15 protein-coding genes and 1 riboswitch are annotated in these 15755 nt (G+C 67.7%); of the genes, 12 read left to right on the forward strand and 3 right to left on the reverse strand.

What is annotated here, in order from left to right; translation table 11 throughout:
* Window positions 1–19 precede the first annotated feature (19 nt).
* The 12 genes from HOP59_RS05055 (at window position 20) to HOP59_RS05110 (ending at window position 12721) form a co-directional block, all read left to right on the forward strand.
* A complete protein-coding gene (locus tag HOP59_RS05055) occupies window positions 20–2269 on the forward strand; it encodes a heavy metal translocating P-type ATPase (protein WP_234253051.1) in 2250 nt (749 codons plus the stop codon).
* A gap of 57 nt (window positions 2270–2326) precedes the next feature.
* On the forward strand, window positions 2327–3382 hold the full coding sequence (gene cobT, locus HOP59_RS05060; protein WP_234253052.1) for a nicotinate-nucleotide--dimethylbenzimidazole phosphoribosyltransferase: 1056 nt from the start codon (window positions 2327–2329) through the stop codon (window positions 3380–3382).
* Window positions 3383–3392: 10 nt separating this feature from the next.
* Window positions 3393–4373, forward strand: coding sequence for an adenosylcobinamide-phosphate synthase CbiB (gene cbiB, locus HOP59_RS05065; protein ID WP_234253053.1), 981 nt, complete (start codon window positions 3393–3395; stop codon window positions 4371–4373).
* Window positions 4374–4389: 16 nt separating this feature from the next.
* The gene (cobD, locus tag HOP59_RS05070; protein WP_234253054.1) at window positions 4390–5475 is read left to right on the forward strand and encodes a threonine-phosphate decarboxylase CobD; all 1086 of its coding nucleotides are present in this window, start codon (window positions 4390–4392) and stop codon (window positions 5473–5475) included.
* Window positions 5472–6032: a bifunctional adenosylcobinamide kinase/adenosylcobinamide-phosphate guanylyltransferase gene (locus HOP59_RS05075; RefSeq protein ID WP_234253055.1), complete on the forward strand. Its 561-nt coding sequence runs from the start codon at window positions 5472–5474 to the stop codon at window positions 6030–6032. Before cobD ends, HOP59_RS05075 begins: the two co-directional genes overlap by 4 nt.
* Window positions 6029–6787 carry an adenosylcobinamide-GDP ribazoletransferase gene (gene cobS, locus HOP59_RS05080; RefSeq protein WP_234253056.1) on the forward strand — a complete coding sequence of 253 codons (759 nt, stop codon included), beginning with the start codon at window positions 6029–6031 and terminating at the stop codon, window positions 6785–6787. Before HOP59_RS05075 ends, cobS begins: the two co-directional genes overlap by 4 nt.
* Complete coding sequence (locus tag HOP59_RS05085; RefSeq protein ID WP_234253057.1) at window positions 6739–7383, forward strand: histidine phosphatase family protein; 645 nt, start codon at window positions 6739–6741, stop codon at window positions 7381–7383. Before cobS ends, HOP59_RS05085 begins: the two co-directional genes overlap by 49 nt.
* A complete protein-coding gene (locus tag HOP59_RS05090; protein WP_234253058.1) occupies window positions 7335–7763 on the forward strand; it encodes a bifunctional adenosylcobinamide kinase/adenosylcobinamide-phosphate guanylyltransferase in 429 nt (142 codons plus the stop codon). Before HOP59_RS05085 ends, HOP59_RS05090 begins: the two co-directional genes overlap by 49 nt.
* Before the next feature lie 52 nt (window positions 7764–7815).
* A riboswitch (cobalamin riboswitch) is annotated at window positions 7816–8043 on the forward strand.
* Window positions 8044–8169: 126 nt separating this feature from the next.
* Window positions 8170–10050 (forward strand): TonB-dependent receptor domain-containing protein, encoded by a 1881-nt coding sequence (locus tag HOP59_RS05095; RefSeq protein ID WP_234253059.1) that lies wholly within the window; start codon window positions 8170–8172, stop codon window positions 10048–10050.
* Window positions 10051–10096: 46 nt separating this feature from the next.
* On the forward strand, window positions 10097–10966 hold the full coding sequence (locus HOP59_RS05100) for a cobalamin-binding protein (RefSeq protein WP_234253060.1): 870 nt from the start codon (window positions 10097–10099) through the stop codon (window positions 10964–10966).
* Window positions 10967–10973: 7 nt separating this feature from the next.
* A complete protein-coding gene (locus HOP59_RS05105) occupies window positions 10974–11954 on the forward strand; it encodes a FecCD family ABC transporter permease (protein ID WP_234253197.1) in 981 nt (326 codons plus the stop codon).
* Window positions 11954–12721 (forward strand): ABC transporter ATP-binding protein, encoded by a 768-nt coding sequence (locus HOP59_RS05110; protein ID WP_234253061.1) that lies wholly within the window; start codon window positions 11954–11956, stop codon window positions 12719–12721. Before HOP59_RS05105 ends, HOP59_RS05110 begins: the two co-directional genes overlap by 1 nt.
* 51 nt (window positions 12722–12772) lie before the next feature.
* Here the strand turns inward: HOP59_RS05110 and HOP59_RS05115 are convergent, their stop codons facing one another.
* The 3 genes from HOP59_RS05115 to HOP59_RS05125 are packed head-to-tail and all read right to left on the reverse strand — an operon-like array spanning window position 12773 to window position 15593.
* On the reverse strand, window positions 12773–13537 hold the full coding sequence (locus tag HOP59_RS05115) for an ABC transporter ATP-binding protein (RefSeq protein WP_234253062.1): 765 nt from the start codon (window positions 13535–13537) through the stop codon (window positions 12773–12775).
* Window positions 13534–14601, reverse strand: a complete 1068-nt coding sequence (locus HOP59_RS05120; RefSeq protein ID WP_234253063.1) for a FecCD family ABC transporter permease — start codon at window positions 14599–14601, stop codon at window positions 13534–13536. The genes HOP59_RS05115 and HOP59_RS05120 overlap by 4 nt, the downstream gene beginning before the upstream one ends.
* The gene (locus HOP59_RS05125) at window positions 14598–15593 is read right to left on the reverse strand and encodes an ABC transporter substrate-binding protein (RefSeq protein ID WP_234253198.1); all 996 of its coding nucleotides are present in this window, start codon (window positions 15591–15593) and stop codon (window positions 14598–14600) included. The genes HOP59_RS05120 and HOP59_RS05125 overlap by 4 nt, the downstream gene beginning before the upstream one ends.
* Between the last annotated feature and the right edge of the window lie 162 nt (window positions 15594–15755).

A 15755-nucleotide genomic window follows, 5' to 3' on the forward strand; every position in this document is an offset into this window, starting at 1 on the left:
TTCCTTTACGCTTTGCCGTATGGATGCCATCTCCGACAGTCAATCCGAGCGCCAGGGCGAGGCGCTCTACTCGGTCCAGGGGTTGTGGTGCACCAGCTGCGCCCTGGCCGTCGAGGCACAGCTGGCCCGCATGCCCGGCGTCAGCGCCGCCAGCGTGCACTACCCCAGTGCCACCCTGCTGGTGCAGGGGCAGCCGCCGGCGCTCGAGGAAGCGCGGCTGGCTGCCGCCGTGAGCCGGCTCGGCTACCGCCTCGGCCCACCGGAAGCGATCGGCGATGCCGAAGCGCGGCTGGATGCCGAGAGCCGCTATCTCACCCTGCGGTTGCTCATGGCCGTGGCCTTCGGCATGTGGACCATGCTCGCCTCGCTGCTGATCTATGCCGGCGCCATGCCGAGTGCCGAACTCGACTTGATCATGGCCTGGGTCTCGGGCGCGTTCGCCCTGCCGGTGGTCACCTACGTGGCGCTGCCGTTCTACCGCGCCGGCTGGCGCACGACCCGGGCGTGGCGACCCGGCATGGATGCGCTGGTGGCGCTGGGCGCGCTGACGGCGGTGGGCGTATCGCTGTGGCTGCTGGCTCGCGGCTCGCCCGAGGTCTATTTCGATACCGCCGTGATGCTGGTCACGCTGCTGCTGGTCGGGCGGCTGGTGGAAACCCTGTGCCGCCATCGTGGGCTGCGTGCGCTCCAGGCCTTGCATCGGCCGCCGGCGCAGGTGCAGCGCTGGGAGGCGGATGCCTGGCAGCCCTGTGCGCTGGATAGCGTGGCGGTGGGAGACCGGCTGCGCGTCGAACTCGGCGAAGCGCTGCCGCTGGACGGGACCCTCAGCGATGCCGAAGCGCTGCTCGACCTCTCGCCGCTGACCGGCGAAAGCGCGCCGCGGCGCTGCCTGCCGGGCGATGCCGTGGCGGCCGGCTGTCGTAACCTCGGCGCAGCGCTGGTCTTCGAGGTCACCGCGCCCGCCGGTGAGTGTCGTCTGGACCGGCTGCGCGAGCAGATGTGGTGGCAACAGGCGCGCAAGGGCGAGCTGCAGCGGCTGGCGGATCGCTTCGCCGGCTGGCTCAGCCCCCTGGCGGTGGTGCTGGCGCTGTTCACCCTGATGGCCACCTGGCTGGCCGGCGTGCCGGCCGAAGAGGCCTGGGTAAGGGCGCTATCGGTGCTGGTGGTGGCCTGCCCCTGTGCCGTGGGCCTGGCCATTCCCCTGGCCGGCCTGGCGGGCAGCGGCCAGGCCCTGGAGCGCGGCGTGGTGATCCGCGACCCGGGCGCCTTCGAGACGCTGGCGCGAATCCGCAGCGCGGCCTTCGACAAGACCGGCACCCTCACCGCCGGGGAGCCGCAGGTGCAGGCCATGCACTCGGCGTCCAACCTGTCTGAACCGGAGCTGCTGGCGCTGGCCTCGGTGGCGGCGCGTGGCAGCGAGCACCCGTTGGCGCGGGCCGTGCGTCGCTATGTTCAAGATGCCCAGGATGCCGGGGCGGGCGGGGAGCTCGAGATCGTGCAGGCCGAGGAGGTCGGCGGACGCGGGCGGCGGGTCTCACTTGGCGACGGGCGAGAGCTGCTGCTGGGCAGCCGTGCCTGGCTCGCCGAGCAGGGCGTTGCCACCGAGCAGGCCGCCGACTCGGGAGAGAGCGAAGTGCTGCTGGCCTGTGGCGGCACCCTGCTGGCCCGCTTCACCCTCGGCGAGACGGCCCTGCCCGGTACTAGCGAGACGCTGACCGAACTGCGCCGAGAGGGGCTTGCCCTGGCCCTGATCAGCGGTGACAGGGGGCCGGCGGTGAGGCGGCTGGCGGATGCCGTGGGCATGAAAGCGGAAGAGTGCTATGCCGGGCGCAGCCCCGAGGCCAAGGCCAAGCTGCTGGCGGCCATGCCGCAGCCGTCGCTCTACGTGGGCGACGGGCTCAACGACGTGGTGGGGCTGGCCACCGCCAGCGTCGGCGTGGCGCCGCTGGGTGCCAATACCACGGTGCAGGAGGGCGCCAGCGTGGCGTTGCTGAAGCCCGGGGTGGCCGGGGTCGAGGTGGCCTGGCGCCTGGCGCGCCGCACGCGCCGGGTGATGCGCCAGAATCTGGTGCTCTCCGGGGTCTACAACCTGCTGGCGCTGGGGCTGGCGGTGGCCATGCCGATTCCGCCTCTGATAGCGGTACTGGCCATGGTGGCCAGCTCGCTCAGCGTGGTGGCGAATTCGGCACGCCTGGCCCTGGCCGGCGAGCGGGAGCCCGAGCAGCCACGGCAAAGCCGACAGGTGGGAGCGCTGGGCACGGCGCCGTGACAGGCCGTGCCAGCCTGTTAAGATGGCGGCTGCTTCACGCCCTATCAGGATACGCTCATGCTTGCCGATACCCTGGCCGCCATCGTGCCGGTCGATGACTCACTCGCCACTGCCGTGCAGGCACGCCTCGACAACCTCACCAAACCCCCTGGCAGCCTGGGGCGCCTCGAGGCCCTGACCAAGTCGCTGGCCGGTATGAGCGGCAATGCTTCACCCAGGGTGAGCCCGCCCGGGGTGATCGTCTTCGCCGCCGACCATGGCGTGGCCGAAGAGGGCGTGTCGGCCTTTCCTCAAGAGGTCACGGCGCAGATGGTGGCCAATTTCGCCGCCGGCGGTGCCGCCATCAATGTCTTTGCCCGCCAGATCGGCGCGCGGCTCGAAGTCGTCGACGTGGGCGTGAAAGGAATCGTCGAAGGTGACGGCGTGGTAGTCGACAAGGTGCGCCCCGGCACCGCCAACTTCGCCCGCGAGGATGCCATGAGCCTGGCCGAGGCCGAGCGTGCCATCGAGGTCGGCATACGCGCCGCTGCGCGCAGCCACGCTGCCGGCTGCTGCTGCCTGATCGTTGGCGAAATGGGCATCGCCAATACTACCGCCAGCAGCGCCCTGTTGGCCGCCTTGAGCGGCCGGCCGGTGACCCGCCTGGTGGGGCAAGGGACCGGCATCGATATCTCGCGCCTGGCGCACAAGGCCGGGGTGATCGAAGGGGCCTTGGCAGCGCGCCAGCCCGACTCGGCCCGGCCGCTGGAGATGCTGGCCAAGCTCGGCGGGCTGGAGATCGCCGCCATGGCCGGTGCCTACCTGGGCGCGGCGGCTCGGCGCATGCCGATCCTGGTCGACGGCTTCATCGCCACGGTGGCGGCGCTGGTGGCCTGCCGACTTGCGCCCGCCCTGCGCGGTTACCTGATCTTCGGTCACCGCTCCTGCGAGCCGGGTCACGACGTGGCCCTCGAATTGCTCGATGCCGAGCCGCTGCTCGACATGCAGCTGCGCCTGGGCGAGGGCACCGGGGCGGCCCTAGCCTTTCCGCTGCTCGAAGCCGCCTGTCGCATGCTGAGTGAGATGGCTACTTTCGATTCGGCCGGGGTGGCTGGCGCTGCCCCCGAGTCATGAGCGCCGAAGCATGAGCGCCGAGCCGCTGAGCCTGGCCCTGCTGGCGCTGCTGCTGGGAGCTATTGCGCTGGATCTGCTGATCGGCGACCCGCGCTGGCTTCCGCATCCGGTGGTTGCCATGGGACGGCTGATCGAAGCGCTGGAGCGCCGCTGGAACCGGGGCTCGCCCCGAGCCCGGCGGCTCAAGGGCTTCCTGCTCACCGGCTGCGTGGTGGGGCTGACCTATGCCCTGGCCTGGAGCGTGCTGACGCTGCTCGCCGGGCTGCATCCTTGGCTGGGACTCATCGGCGAACTGCTGCTGCTGGCCAGCGCGCTGGCGATCAAGGGGCTGCGCGATGCTGCCTTCGCAGTGGCCGGTCCGCTGGCCAGGGGTGACTTCGACGCCGCGCGCCGGGCCGTTGCGATGATCGTGGGACGCGATACCGAGGCCCTCGACGAGGCCGAAATAACCCGCGCCACGGTGGAAACCGTGGCCGAGAACACGGTCGACGGCATCACCGCGCCGCTGTTCTGGGCGCTGCTCGGCGGGGCGCCGCTGGCACTGGCCTACAAGGCGGTGAATACGCTGGACTCCATGGTCGGCCACCGCAGCGAGCGCTACGCCGACTTCGGCTACGCCTCGGCCAAATTAGACGATCTGGCCAACTGGGTGCCGGCCCGGCTCACCGCCCTGAGCATGTGGCTGGCCGCCCTGGCGCTGCCGGGGGCGCGTAGGCAGGGAGCGTTGGCTGGCACCTGGCGTGACGCGCCGGGCCATCCCAGCCCCAACGCCGGCTGGCCCGAGGCGATGATGGCGTACCTGCTCGGCGTGCAGCTCGGCGGCACCAATACCTACGGCGGGCGGGTCTCAGAGCGGGTAAGGCTGGGCGAGCCCCGCGAGCCGCTGCGAGTCGTCCATATCCAGCGCGCCGTGACTCACATGCACGGCGCCTGGGTAGTGTTCTTCCTGCTGATGGCCGGTGTGGCCGGGACGTGGAGCGCATGGGCATGAGCGAGGGGAGAGGCGTATGAGCGACTGGCCGAGTCACGGCGGGCGTCCGGAGCAGCTGTTGCCGCGCTTCGGCCTCGCTGGTGGCAGTGAGGTCATCGACTTCAGCGCCAACCTCAACCCGCTGGGGCCGCCGACGTGGCTAGCTGAGCGGCTCGCCGCCAGCGTGGCGGAGCTCGCCACCTATCCCGACCCCGATTATCGCGAGGCGTGCGAGGCCATCGCCCGCGCCGAAGAGCTGCCCGCCGAACAGGTGCGGCTGACCAATGGCGGTGCCGAGGCGATCTTCCTCGCCGCGGCGCTGCTGGCCAGGCAGGGGGTGAGCCGGGCCGCAATCGTGCAGCCCACCTTCGGCGAGTATACGCGCGCCTGCCGCCACTACGGCATCGCCGTGGAGCACGTCGAGCTGGCGGGTGAGCGTTTCGAGCTGGACGAGGCACGTGCCGCTGAGGCCATGCGCGCTGCCGGCGCGCTGTTCCTGTGCCGCCCCAACAACCCCACCGGCACGCTGATCGAGCGCGAGCGGATCGAGCGCCTGCTGGCGGCAGCCCAGCGCCACGGCGCCACGCTGGTGGTGGACGAAGCCTTCGTCGATTTCGTCACACCGGATGAGCGGCTCACGCCGCTGCTGGCCCGCTTCGACAACCTGCTGCTGCTGCGCTCGATGACCAAGCTGTACGCCATTCCCGGCCTGCGGCTGGGTTACCTGCTGGGCTCGGCCACAGTGGTAGGGCGTATCGGCGAGCTGCAGCCGCCGTGGAGCGTCAACGCCCTGGCGGCGGGGCTGGTCGCGCCGCTATTGGCGGATCGTGACTATCTGGCACGGACCCGCGCCTGGCTCGACGCCGAGCGGCCCTGGCTGCATGCCGAGCTCGAGGCGCTGGGGCTCGACGTCGTGCCTTCCCACGCCAACTTCCTGTTGTTCAGGGATGCGCACGGCGAGTCGATGCCGGCGCTGCTGGAACACCTGGCGCGCTGCGGCATCCTGGCGCGCCATACCCACAATTTTATCGGCCTCGAGGGTGCCTGGCTGCGGGTGGCGGTGCGCTCGCGCAAGGAGAATGCTCAGCTGGTCGAAGCCATCACCCGTTGGAGAAATCCATGATCGCTTTCATCAGCGGCGGGGCGCGCTCCGGCAAGAGCACCCATGCCGAAGCCCTGGCACGACGCTGGCAGGCCGAACGGGGCGGGGCCCGCTATTACCTGGCGACCGCGAGGAGCGGCAGCGACGGCGAGTGGCAGGCCCGCATCGGCCGCCATCGGCAAGCCCGGGGCGAGGGCTGGATCACCCTGGAGGAGCCGGTCGATCTTATCGCCGCTCTTGAGCGCGTGGAGCCGGGCGGCACGCTGCTGCTCGACTGCCTGACCCTGTGGGCCAGCCAGCTGCTCTATTCCAGCGAGCATGCCAGCGAGCTCGCCGAGGTGCGAGGCATCGCCATGCTCGAGCACCTGCTGGCCGAGGCCCGGCGACGCGACGTGGCGCTGGTGATCGTCTCCAACGACGTCAACGAAGGCATGCCCCCCGAGGACGCCGAGGTGTGGCGCTACCTGGCCTTTCTACAGCGGGTTCACCGCCTGGTGGCGCAGGAGGCGGACGAGGTGATCCAGGTGATGGCCGGGCTGCCGCAGGTGTGGAAGCGCCGTGATGGAGAGCCATCATGAAAGACGCCGCCTACGGCCTGGTGCTGGCGCTGCAGTTCCTGACCCGGCTGCCGCTGCCCTTCGCCTGCCCCTGGACGCCGGCCACCCGGCGCTGGGCGGTGCGCTGCTATCCGCTGGCTGGCGTGCTGCTCGGCGGCCTGCTGGTGGCGATGGCCACGCTGCTCGAGAACCTGCTGCCCGCGCCGTTGCTGGCGCTGGCGCTGCTCACGCTGTGGGTGGCGCTCTCCGGTGGGCTGCACCTGGACGGCCTGATGGACGTGGCCGACGCCCTGGGCAGCAACGCGCCGCTGGAGCGCAAATGGGAGATCATGAAGGACCCCCATGTCGGCAGCTTCGGCATCCTGGCGCTGGTGTTCCTGCTGCTGTGGAAGGCCGCGCTGCTGTTCGTGATGATCGACATCGGCACGAACCTGCTGCTGTTGGTGATGATTCTGGGGCTGGGGCGCCTGGCCGCGGTCGCGCTGCTGGTACTGGCTCCGGCGGCGCGGCCCGAGGGCATGGCCGCCAGTTGGGAGCGTGACCTGGTGCCGCGGGACCTATGGCTCGCGGCGCTGCCGCTGCTGCCGCTGGCCGTGCTGGTGCCGGGCGGGGTGTGGCTGTGCCTTGCACTGGCGCCGTTCCTGATGCTCTATGCCTGGGGCATGCTGCGTGCCTTCAAGGGCATCAACGGCGATATCGTCGGAACCGCAATCGAGGGAGGAGAGCTATGGCTGCTGCTGGTCGCCTGGAGCTGGTGGTCGTTCGTCACGGGGTGACGCAGTGGAATCGCGAGCGTCGCTACCAGGGGCAGCGCGACATCCCGCTGCTACTGCCTGACGCCCTGGCGGGCCTCGACACGCTGCGCGGGGAGCTGGAGGAGCAGACCTTCGACGCCGTGCACTGCAGCGACCTGACCCGCTGCCGGCAGACCCTGGCGCACGTGATCGAAGGGCGCGAGAGGGCCTGGCCGACGCACTTCGATGCGCGTCTGCGCGAGCTCGATTTCGGCGACTACGAGGGGCGTACCTACGATGAGCTGAAGTCGCAGCCCTTCTATCGCGCCTGGATCGACAGCGAAGGCCGGCAGCCGCCGCCCGGCGGCGAGTCCACCGCCGACCTGGGCCGGCGGCTCGACGCTTGGTTCGGCGACGTGCTTGGCGCCTGCACGGCGCTTGGCCAACGCCGCGTGCTGGTGGTCACCCATGGCGGGGTGATTCGCGAGTTACGCCGCCGCTTCGAGGGCATCGGCTTCTGGCAGGGTGACGTCGTCCAGGCGGAGGGACGCCGCTTCACGTTTTCCATGAACGAAGAGGGATGCTGGCAATGCAGCTCTTCATCGGCGGTGCCTGCGCCGGCAAGCGCGACGCCGTAACGCAGCGCTTCGACGCTCCGCATTGGCACTCCGCCCATGCCGGCTGCCGGCTCGAGGCCTGGCGCTCGCTGACGGAAACCCGCTGCCTGGTGCTGGAGGGCTGGGAGCGCTGGATCGGCCAGCGGCTCGCCGATGAACCGAACGACGACCGGCTGCGCCAGGCCATGGCGCGGGAGCTCGACGCGCTGCGCGCCTGGGAAGCCGAGCAGGGTGGTCAGGCCGTGCTGATCCTGCTCGAAATGGGCCGCGGCATCGTGCCGCTCGGCCGGGAGAACAGGCGCTTGCGGGACCTCAACGGTTGGCTGGCCCAGGACGCCGCGGCACGCTGCGAGCGGGTCTGGTACGTATGGAATGGGCTGGTGAAATCGCTAACGCTTTGATCTGTCTCAATACACGCCTAACCCTGCGTTGACGCCCTGGCGCGAGATTGCTAGCTTACGCCCACTCTCAGGCGCCTCATGTCCTATCGAGGTTAAACGGGAAGTCGGTGACTCTCTTCGCAAGACGAAGAGGCGCATTCCGACGCTGCCCCCGCAACGGTGATCGAGTGTAGGTCCATCATCACGCCACTGTGCTTTGCATGGGAAGGCGATGGACCCGAAGCGTGCAGTCGACGCTTCGCTCGTCAGCCCGGAGACCGGCCTGAGATAATTTGCCGGGTTGCGGTGGGCTACCTCGAGGCAGGGCAGGCGCCGCCGTTCACCTCTCCCTTTCTCGATCCCTTCACGCCACCCCGGCTTCGCCTAGAAGACCGTGCGGGTAGGCACGGCGAGCAAGGGAATCAAAATGAAAACCAAACCTCACCTGGCTGCGCTCCCTATGGCTGCGCAGGGCCTGGCCGCCTTCGGCCTGGCAGCGCTTCCTCTGGCCGTTCAGGCCCAGACCACGGTCAATCAAGACACCGATGTCGTCGCCCTCAATCCGATGGTGATCACCGCCACCCTGGCGCCACGTACCGCCGACGAGACCCTCTCCTCGGTGACCGTGCTCGACGAGGCCAACCTGCGCCGACAGGACCCCACCAGCGTTACCGATATGCTGCGCGGCCAGCCGGGGGTGGACGTCATCACCAACGGCAGCTTCGGCAAGAACAGCAGCGTCTACCTGCGGGGTACCGGCAACGAGTCGACGCTGCTGATGATCGACGGCATTCGCCTGCGCTCGGCGACGGCGGGCGGTGCAGCTTGGCACTATCTCGATCCGCGCATGTTCCAGCGTGCCGAGATCGTGCGTGGCCCGCGGGGCAGCCTCTACGGGGCCGATGCGGTGGGCGGCGTGGTGCAGCTGTTCACGCATGAAGCGCAGGAAGGCGGTCCGCACCCACGCGTCTCGGTGGGCGGCGGCTCCTTCAACACCCAGCGCTACAGCGCCGGGCTCTCCGGCAGCAGCGGCGGCACCCGCTACAGCTTTGCCGGCAGTCATTTCACCACGGACGGTACACCCATTCGTCGCGATGGCGAGGACAAGGGGTACGACAATACCTCTGGGCTGGTTCGTATTGCCCATACTTTCGAAACTGATGCGGAAGTAGGCGTGCTGGCATTGCGTGCCAAAGGCGGCAATGAGTACGACGGTGGTGAAATGAACTTCGTGCAGCAAGTTGCCGGAATCTACGGTGAGATACCGATCACCAGCAACTGGCGTAGCCGGCTGACCTTGAGCGAGTCGCGTGATGAGCTCGACGACCAGGCCTTTGCCACCCAGTGGGGACCGGCAAGCACTTCCATCCTCGATACTCGTACTCAGACTGTTCGTTGGCAGAATACCCTGGCCTTTGGTGTGCACGAATTGGTGGCCGGGGCCGAGTACAGTGAAGATCGTGTTTCCGGTACGACAGGCCACGACGTGACTCGTCGCGACAACACGGCGATTTTCGCCCAGGGCCTGCTCGATTTTTCACCGTTCGCCTTGCAAGCTGCTCTACGTTATGACGACAACGAGGCGTATGGCGAGGAAGTCACCGGCAGCTTGGCGCTTGGCTACGATCTGGATAGCTTTCATACGCTGCGAGCCAGCTATGGCACGGCTTTCCGTGCTCCGACTTTCAATGATCTGTATTGGCCCTATCAGGACTTCGGTACTTGGGGATCCTACCAAGGGAATCCTGACTTGCGAGCGGAAACGTCCTCTACGGTCGAGTTCGGGATACGCGGCCAGTACCAGGGCATGTTCTGGGATCTGGCGGCTTACCATACGTCTGTTGACGATATGATCGCCACGGAGACCATCAATAATGATAGTCGTCCGACCAATATCAACGAGGCGCGTATTCGGGGCGTCGAGCTGTCAGGGGGAGCCGAGATACAGGACTGGACTCTGGCTGCCGCTTTGACCTGGATCGATCCGGAAAACCGTAGCGGAGCCAATGCGGGCAATCGTATTCAGCGCCGAGCCAGCCAGAGCGCACGTTTCGACATCGACCGCGAGCTGGGCGAGTGGTCGCTGGGCGGCTCCTGGATCGTTCAGGGCTATCGCTACAACGATGCCGCCAACACTGATCGCATCGGTGGCTTTGGGCTCGTCAACCTGCGCGCCGGGTGGCAGCTTGCCCCGCTGTGGTCGGCTCGTCTGACGGTGGAGAACGCCCTGGACAAGGAGTACGAAACTTCCCGTGACTACCTCAATGCCGGCCGTGCGGCCTTCGTCAGTGTCCACTTTGGCCAGTAGCGGCCGATTCGGCGGGGCCCTCGGCCCCGCCGCATTTACTGGTGCCTTGCTGACGCTGGCCCTGTCGGGGCCGGTGGCCGGCGAGGCGCATGCCGATGCGCTGTGTGCCATCGACGACCGCGAGCGGGAGGTGTGCCTCGAGGCACCGGCCAGGCGTATCGCCGCGCTCTCGCCCGGCGCCACCGAGCTGGTCTACGCCGCCGGGGCGGGGGAGAAGGTGGTGGCAGTAGTGGCCTTCAGCGACTATCCGCCAGAAGCCAAGGACGTGCCGTCGGTGGGCAGCCACACCCGCATGGATCTGGAAACCCTGGTGACGTTGACCCCCGACCTGGTGATCGGCTGGATGACCGGCAATCCGCCCGAGCAGCTCGAGACCATCGAGGCGCTGGGTATGCCGGTATTCTACATCGAGCCGCGGGACTTCGAGGGCGTTTCCGGCGCCATCGAGCGCCTGGCACTGCTGGCCGATACCCGCGAGGAGGGCGAGCGGGTCGCCGCCGAATTCCTCGACGGCATGGCGTCGCTGGCCGAGCGCTACGCCGATGCCGAGCCGATATCGGTGTTCTACCAAGTGTGGGACGAGCCGTTGATGACCATCAACGACGAGCACCTGATCGGCAAGGTGCTGACCCTGTGCGGCGGCGTCAACGTCTTCGGCGAGCTGTCGCGGCTGGTGCCGCGCATCGACGACGAGTCGGTGCTGGCCGCCGACCCCGAGGCAATCCTGGCCGGCGGCATGGGCGAGGAGAACCGCGGATGGCTGACCCATTGGCAGCAGTATCCCAGCATGACCGCCGTCGAGCGCGACAATCTCTACTTCGTGCCGCCGTCGCTGATTCAGCGCCCCACGCCGCGGCTGCTGGAGGGCAGCCGCCTGTTCTGCGAGCAGCTCGAGCGTGCCCGTGCCAAGCGCTGAAGCCGGCATGATCACGCCCCGGCGCTCATTGTGGCCGCCGCTGGCCGTGCTCGCGCTGCTGGGTCTCACGGCCCTGCTGGTGTCGGTCACCCTGGGCAGCGCCGCGCTGTCGCTGGGCGACGTATGGGCGGTGGCGCGCGGCGAAGGCAGCCCCCTGGCGCGCACGCTGATTCTCGACCTGCGCATTCCCCGTTCCCTCTCGGCCTTCGCCGTGGGTGGCCTGCTCGCTGTGGCGGGGGCGTTGATGCAGGTGCTGCTGCGCAATCCTCTGGCCGACCCCTATGTGCTGGGCCTTTCCGGCGGCGCCTCGGTGGGGGCGCTGGCGGCGATGCTGGCGGGGCTGGGTGGGGCGGTGATCACCGGCTCTGCCTTCGCTGGGGCCTTTCTCTCCACGCTGCTGGTGTTCGGCCTGGCCCACGGTACCGGCAGCTGGACCCCTTCGCGGCTGCTGCTCACCGGCGTGGTGGTGGCCGCCGGCTGGGGCGCGGTGATCACCCTGATGCTGGCGATAAGCCCCGCCGAGCGTTTGCCCGGCATGCTCTACTGGCTGATGGGCGATCTTTCCTACTCGCGCTCCCCCTGGCCGCCGTTGACGCTGCTGCTGGTCATCTGCCTGCTGCTGATGCCGCTGGGGCGCAGCCTCAACGTCATGGCTCGCGGCCCGCTGCAGGCGGCGGCCCTTGGGGTCAACGTGCGCCCGCTGGAGTGGACGATCTATGTCGTGGCCAGCGTGCTCACCGCTACTGCGGTAACCACCGCCGGCAGCATCGGCTTCGTCGGCCTGGTGGTGCCGCACATGCTGCGTCTGGTGCTGGGCAACGACCAGCGTCTGATCCTGCCGGCCTGCGCCCTGACCGGCGGTACACTGCTGGTGCTGGCCGATACCCTGGCGCGCACCATGATCGCCCCGGAACAGCTGCCGGTGGGGGTGATCACCGCGCTGCTCGGCGTACCCACTTTCCTCTATCTGCTGTACCGGAGCCGCTGATGAACCGCCTCGAGATCCGCGAGCTGGTGATCGACGTGCCCGAGCGGCGCGACGGCCAAGCGCTCACGCTCAGCGTCGAGCCGGGGCAGGTGTGGGGCGTGCTCGGTCCCAACGGCGCTGGCAAGACCACGTTGCTGCACACCCTGGCCGGGCTGCGTGGGCCGCGGGCCGGGCAGGTGCTGATCGACGGGCGCCCGCTGGCGATGCTGGGTCGGCGCCAGGTGGCGCGCATCCTGGGGCTGGTGTTCCAGGAGCGTCACGATGGCTTTCCCGCTACGGTGCGCGAGACCGCGCTGATCGGTCGGCATCCGTGGCTCTCGGCGTGGCAGATGGAGGGCGGCGAAGATCTGCGCCTGGCCGAGGCGGCACTCGAACGACTCGACGTCGTACATCTGGCCGAGCGTCTGGTCAGCACGCTCTCGGGGGGCGAACGCCAGCGCCTGGCGATTGCCACAGTGCTGACCCAGGCGCCGCAGATCTGGCTCGCCGACGAACCCACCAACCATCTCGACCTGCACCACCAGAGCGCGGTGATGGCGCTGCTCGCCGAGCAGGCCGCCGAGGGCCGCGCGGTGATGATGTGCCTGCACGATCTCAACCTGGCGGCGCGCTGGTGCGACCACCTGCTGCTGCTCTATCCCGATGGCGAGGCGTGCTGGGGGCCGGCCAGAAACATGCTGGTACCCGCCGCCCTGGAGCGGCTCTACGGCCAGCGTCTGGCCACCGCCGAGATCGACGGTGCCCCGGTGTTCGTGCCGGTTAGATGAGGAGAGGGAGCCTGACTCGGGCTCATCAGTCGGGCTTCTCCGTCGATCTTTTTATAGTGCGCAGCGAAAGCGCATGATCCGGCTCTGATCGACGGGATCTTCGAGGATGTCGGCCTGCACGCCGAAGGTGCGGCGCAGCCTGGCGGCGGTCAGCACCTGTTCGGGCGTGCCGAGGTCGACCAGCCGGCCGGCCTCCATCACGCCGATACGGTCGCAGTCCATGGCCTGGTTAAGGTCGTGCAGGGCGATGACCACCGTGACCGGCAACTGCTTGACCAAGCGCAGGATCGAGAGCTGATGGCGGATGTCGAGGTGGTTGGTGGGCTCGTCGAGCAGCAGGATACGCGGCTGCTGAGCCAGGGCGCGCGCAATGTGCACGCGCTGGCGCTCGCCGCCGGAGAGGGTATGCCAGAGGCGCTCCGCCAGGGGCAGCATGCCGACGTCTTCCAGGGCGCGGTGGACGATGGCGTCATCCTGCTCGGTCCAGGGTCGTAGCGGCGAGAGGAAGGGGGTACGGCCCAGCTCCACCACCTCCCGGGCGCCTATGCGCTCGTGGGTCTCCGCCTGCTGCTCGACGAAAGCGATGCTACGGGCGATATCGCGCTGGGGCATTGCCTGCATCGGCCGGTCGTCCAGCAGCACACGCCCACGCTTCGGTCGTTGCAGTCCGGCCAGTACGCGCAGCAGCGTGGTCTTGCCCGAGCCGTTCGGGCCGATCAGGCCGAAGGTCTCGCCGGGCGCAATGCTGAGGCTGACGTCATCCAGCAGCTTGTTCCCGTGGATCGTCCAACCGACGCCTTCCGCGGTCAGTTTCATCGTCTTCTCGTCCCACGAATCAGAATGACGGCAAAGGCCGGCGCCCCGACCAGGGCCGTGACCACGCCTATCGGCAGCACCTGCCCCGGCACGATGACGCGCGAGATGATGTCGGCGCCGATCAGGAACACGGCGCCGGCCAACGCCGATGCCGGTATCAGCCGGGTGTGGCGGTTGCCCACCAGAAAGCGCATGGCATGAGGAATCACCAGCCCCACGAAGCCGATGGCGCCGACCATCGACACCATCGTTGCCGTCACCAGCGCCATGACGGCGATCAGGATTGCCCGCACGCGGCGCACGGCGATACCCATCGAGGCGGCACTGTCGGCACCGAAGGTGAAGGCATCCAGGGCGCGCCGATACCACAGGCACACCAGCAGGCCGCCCAGGGCGGCGGGCAGGCCCAGGGTGACGTCATCCCAGCGCACTCCGGAAAGATTGCCCATCAGCCAGAACATGATGCCCCGGGCTTGTTCGGCATTCGCCGACTTGGCAATGATGAAGGCAGTCAGGGCATTGAACAGCTGCGAACCGGCGATACCGGCCAGAATGATGGCGCCTGCGGCCTGGGCGCTGCGGCCACCCCCGGTGCCGCTACCGGCGGCACGGGCGAGCAGTACTACCAGTGAGAAGGCCAGCCCCGCACCGGCAAAGGCGCCGAGCGAGAGCGTCACGGCGCCGGCTCCGAGCCCGGCGATGGTGACCGCCACGGCGCCGGTCGAGGCGCCGGCGGAAATTCCCATCAGGAAAGGGTCGGCCAGAGGATTGCGCAGCAGGGCTTGCAGCACGACGCCGGACAAGGCCAGCCCGGCACCGCAGCAGGCGGCGAGGATGGCGCGGCTGAGCCGGTAATTCCAGACGATGCCGGCGTCGATGCGGTCGACGACATGCTCCGCTCCCCACAGCCGATTCGCCAATACCTTGAGAATGGTCTCCAGTGGAATCGCCGTTTCGCCGATCGCGGTGCCGGCCATCACGGCCAGGAACAGAATCGATGGCGCGAGCCAGACCCAGCGCCATCGGAGCACCACTGGTGAGCGCAATGTCGCGGTCAGGTTCATCGTTCGAATGAGAGCGTCGTCAAGGCATCGGCCAGCGATTCCAGGCCGAAGATCGTGCGCATGGTGGCACTCATTGCATGAGCATCCATCTCGACGATGTTGCCGTTCTTCACCGCCGTCATCTCCCGGGTCACCGGATCATTGTGCAGAAAGTTCAGCTTTTCTTCGATGTCGTCGGCGGGAAAGCGGCGGCGATCCATGCGTGCGATAACGATTAGGTCGGGGTCGGAGCGGGCAATGGATTCCCAGCCGACGATAGGCCACTCCTCATCGGATTGGATGACATTACGAATACCCAGTTGCTCCATCATGTAGCCGGGTGCGCCAAGCCTACCGGCAACGTAAGGATCCACCGAGCTATCGGGAGAAGAGAACCAGAATACTGCCGACAGATCCTGAGGGAGCTCCAGGCTTTCGGCCTTGGCAATGGCATTGGATTCACGAGCTTCGAGATCGGTCACCAGCGCTTTGCCGGCCTCCTGCACGTCGAAAATGGCAGCCAGCTCGGTGATGCCTTTATAGACGTGAGCGGGGGAGAAAGCGGCGGTACGGGTGCCGTCACCTCCGGTGCTGTTGTCCTTGGTGTCGCAGTCGGCTGGCATGATGTAGGTGGCAATGCCCAGTTCGTGGAACTGTTCACGACTCGCCACGCTGCCGGTGGGCCCCACATGCCACTCGTACTGAGCCGCGACGAGCTCCGGTCGACGATTCACCACGGATTCGAAGCTCGGATCATTGTCGGCCAGCCGTTCGATGCCGGCGTTGACCTCGCTAAACTCCGGCAGCACGGGGTTGAACCAGACCGAGGTGCCGAGCACCCGGTCGGCTAGGCCCAGGGAGTAGAGAATCTCGGTGGCGGATTGCCCAACGGTAACGGTGCTTTCAGGAGCGGAAGAGAAACTGATTTCCGTGCCACAGTTGGTAAGGGTTATCGGGTAATCGGTAGCGCCTGCCATGAGAAATGAAGAAGGAAAAAAGGTAAGAATGGCCATTAATCGTCGTGCGTTTTTCATGGCATATGTTCCAAATAGTCGTAAGTTAATAGTCGGTTTGTCTTGATGTTAGAGGGGAGCGTCACAGCACTTCGGCCGTTGCGGCGAAGATTGCCAGGATTCGGGGATGAAAAGCAATTGTTATACTATAACATATTTTTT

The organism is Billgrantia aerodenitrificans, from assembly GCF_021404405.1.
In the GTDB taxonomy this organism is placed as follows: domain Bacteria; phylum Pseudomonadota; class Gammaproteobacteria; order Pseudomonadales; family Halomonadaceae; genus Halomonas; species Halomonas aerodenitrificans.

Bases quoted from the DNA above. Each gene is read 5' to 3' on its own strand.
- HOP59_RS05095 (WP_234253059.1), top strand. From the start codon at position 8,170: ATGAAAACCAAACCTCACCTGGCTGCGCTCCCTATGGCTGCGCAGGGC.
- HOP59_RS05115 (WP_234253062.1), bottom strand. From the start codon at position 13,537: ATGAAACTGACCGCGGAAGGCGTCGGTTGGACGATCCACGGGAACAAG.
- HOP59_RS05125 (WP_234253198.1), bottom strand. From the start codon at position 15,593: ATGGCCATTCTTACCTTTTTTCCTTCTTCATTTCTCATGGCAGGCGCT.
- HOP59_RS05105 (WP_234253197.1), top strand. From the start codon at position 10,974: ATGATCACGCCCCGGCGCTCATTGTGGCCGCCGCTGGCCGTGCTCGCG.
- HOP59_RS05085 (WP_234253057.1), top strand. From the start codon at position 6,739: ATGGCTGCTGCTGGTCGCCTGGAGCTGGTGGTCGTTCGTCACGGGGTG.
- HOP59_RS05090 (WP_234253058.1), top strand. From the start codon at position 7,335: ATGCAGCTCTTCATCGGCGGTGCCTGCGCCGGCAAGCGCGACGCCGTA.
- HOP59_RS05120 (WP_234253063.1), bottom strand. From the start codon at position 14,601: ATGAACCTGACCGCGACATTGCGCTCACCAGTGGTGCTCCGATGGCGC.
- cobS (WP_234253056.1), top strand. From the start codon at position 6,029: ATGAAAGACGCCGCCTACGGCCTGGTGCTGGCGCTGCAGTTCCTGACC.
- cobD (WP_234253054.1), top strand. From the start codon at position 4,390: ATGAGCGACTGGCCGAGTCACGGCGGGCGTCCGGAGCAGCTGTTGCCG.
- HOP59_RS05110 (WP_234253061.1), top strand. From the start codon at position 11,954: ATGAACCGCCTCGAGATCCGCGAGCTGGTGATCGACGTGCCCGAGCGG.
- HOP59_RS05055 (WP_234253051.1), top strand. From the start codon at position 20: ATGGATGCCATCTCCGACAGTCAATCCGAGCGCCAGGGCGAGGCGCTC.
- cbiB (WP_234253053.1), top strand. From the start codon at position 3,393: ATGAGCGCCGAGCCGCTGAGCCTGGCCCTGCTGGCGCTGCTGCTGGGA.
- cobT (WP_234253052.1), top strand. From the start codon at position 2,327: ATGCTTGCCGATACCCTGGCCGCCATCGTGCCGGTCGATGACTCACTC.
- HOP59_RS05075 (WP_234253055.1), top strand. From the start codon at position 5,472: ATGATCGCTTTCATCAGCGGCGGGGCGCGCTCCGGCAAGAGCACCCAT.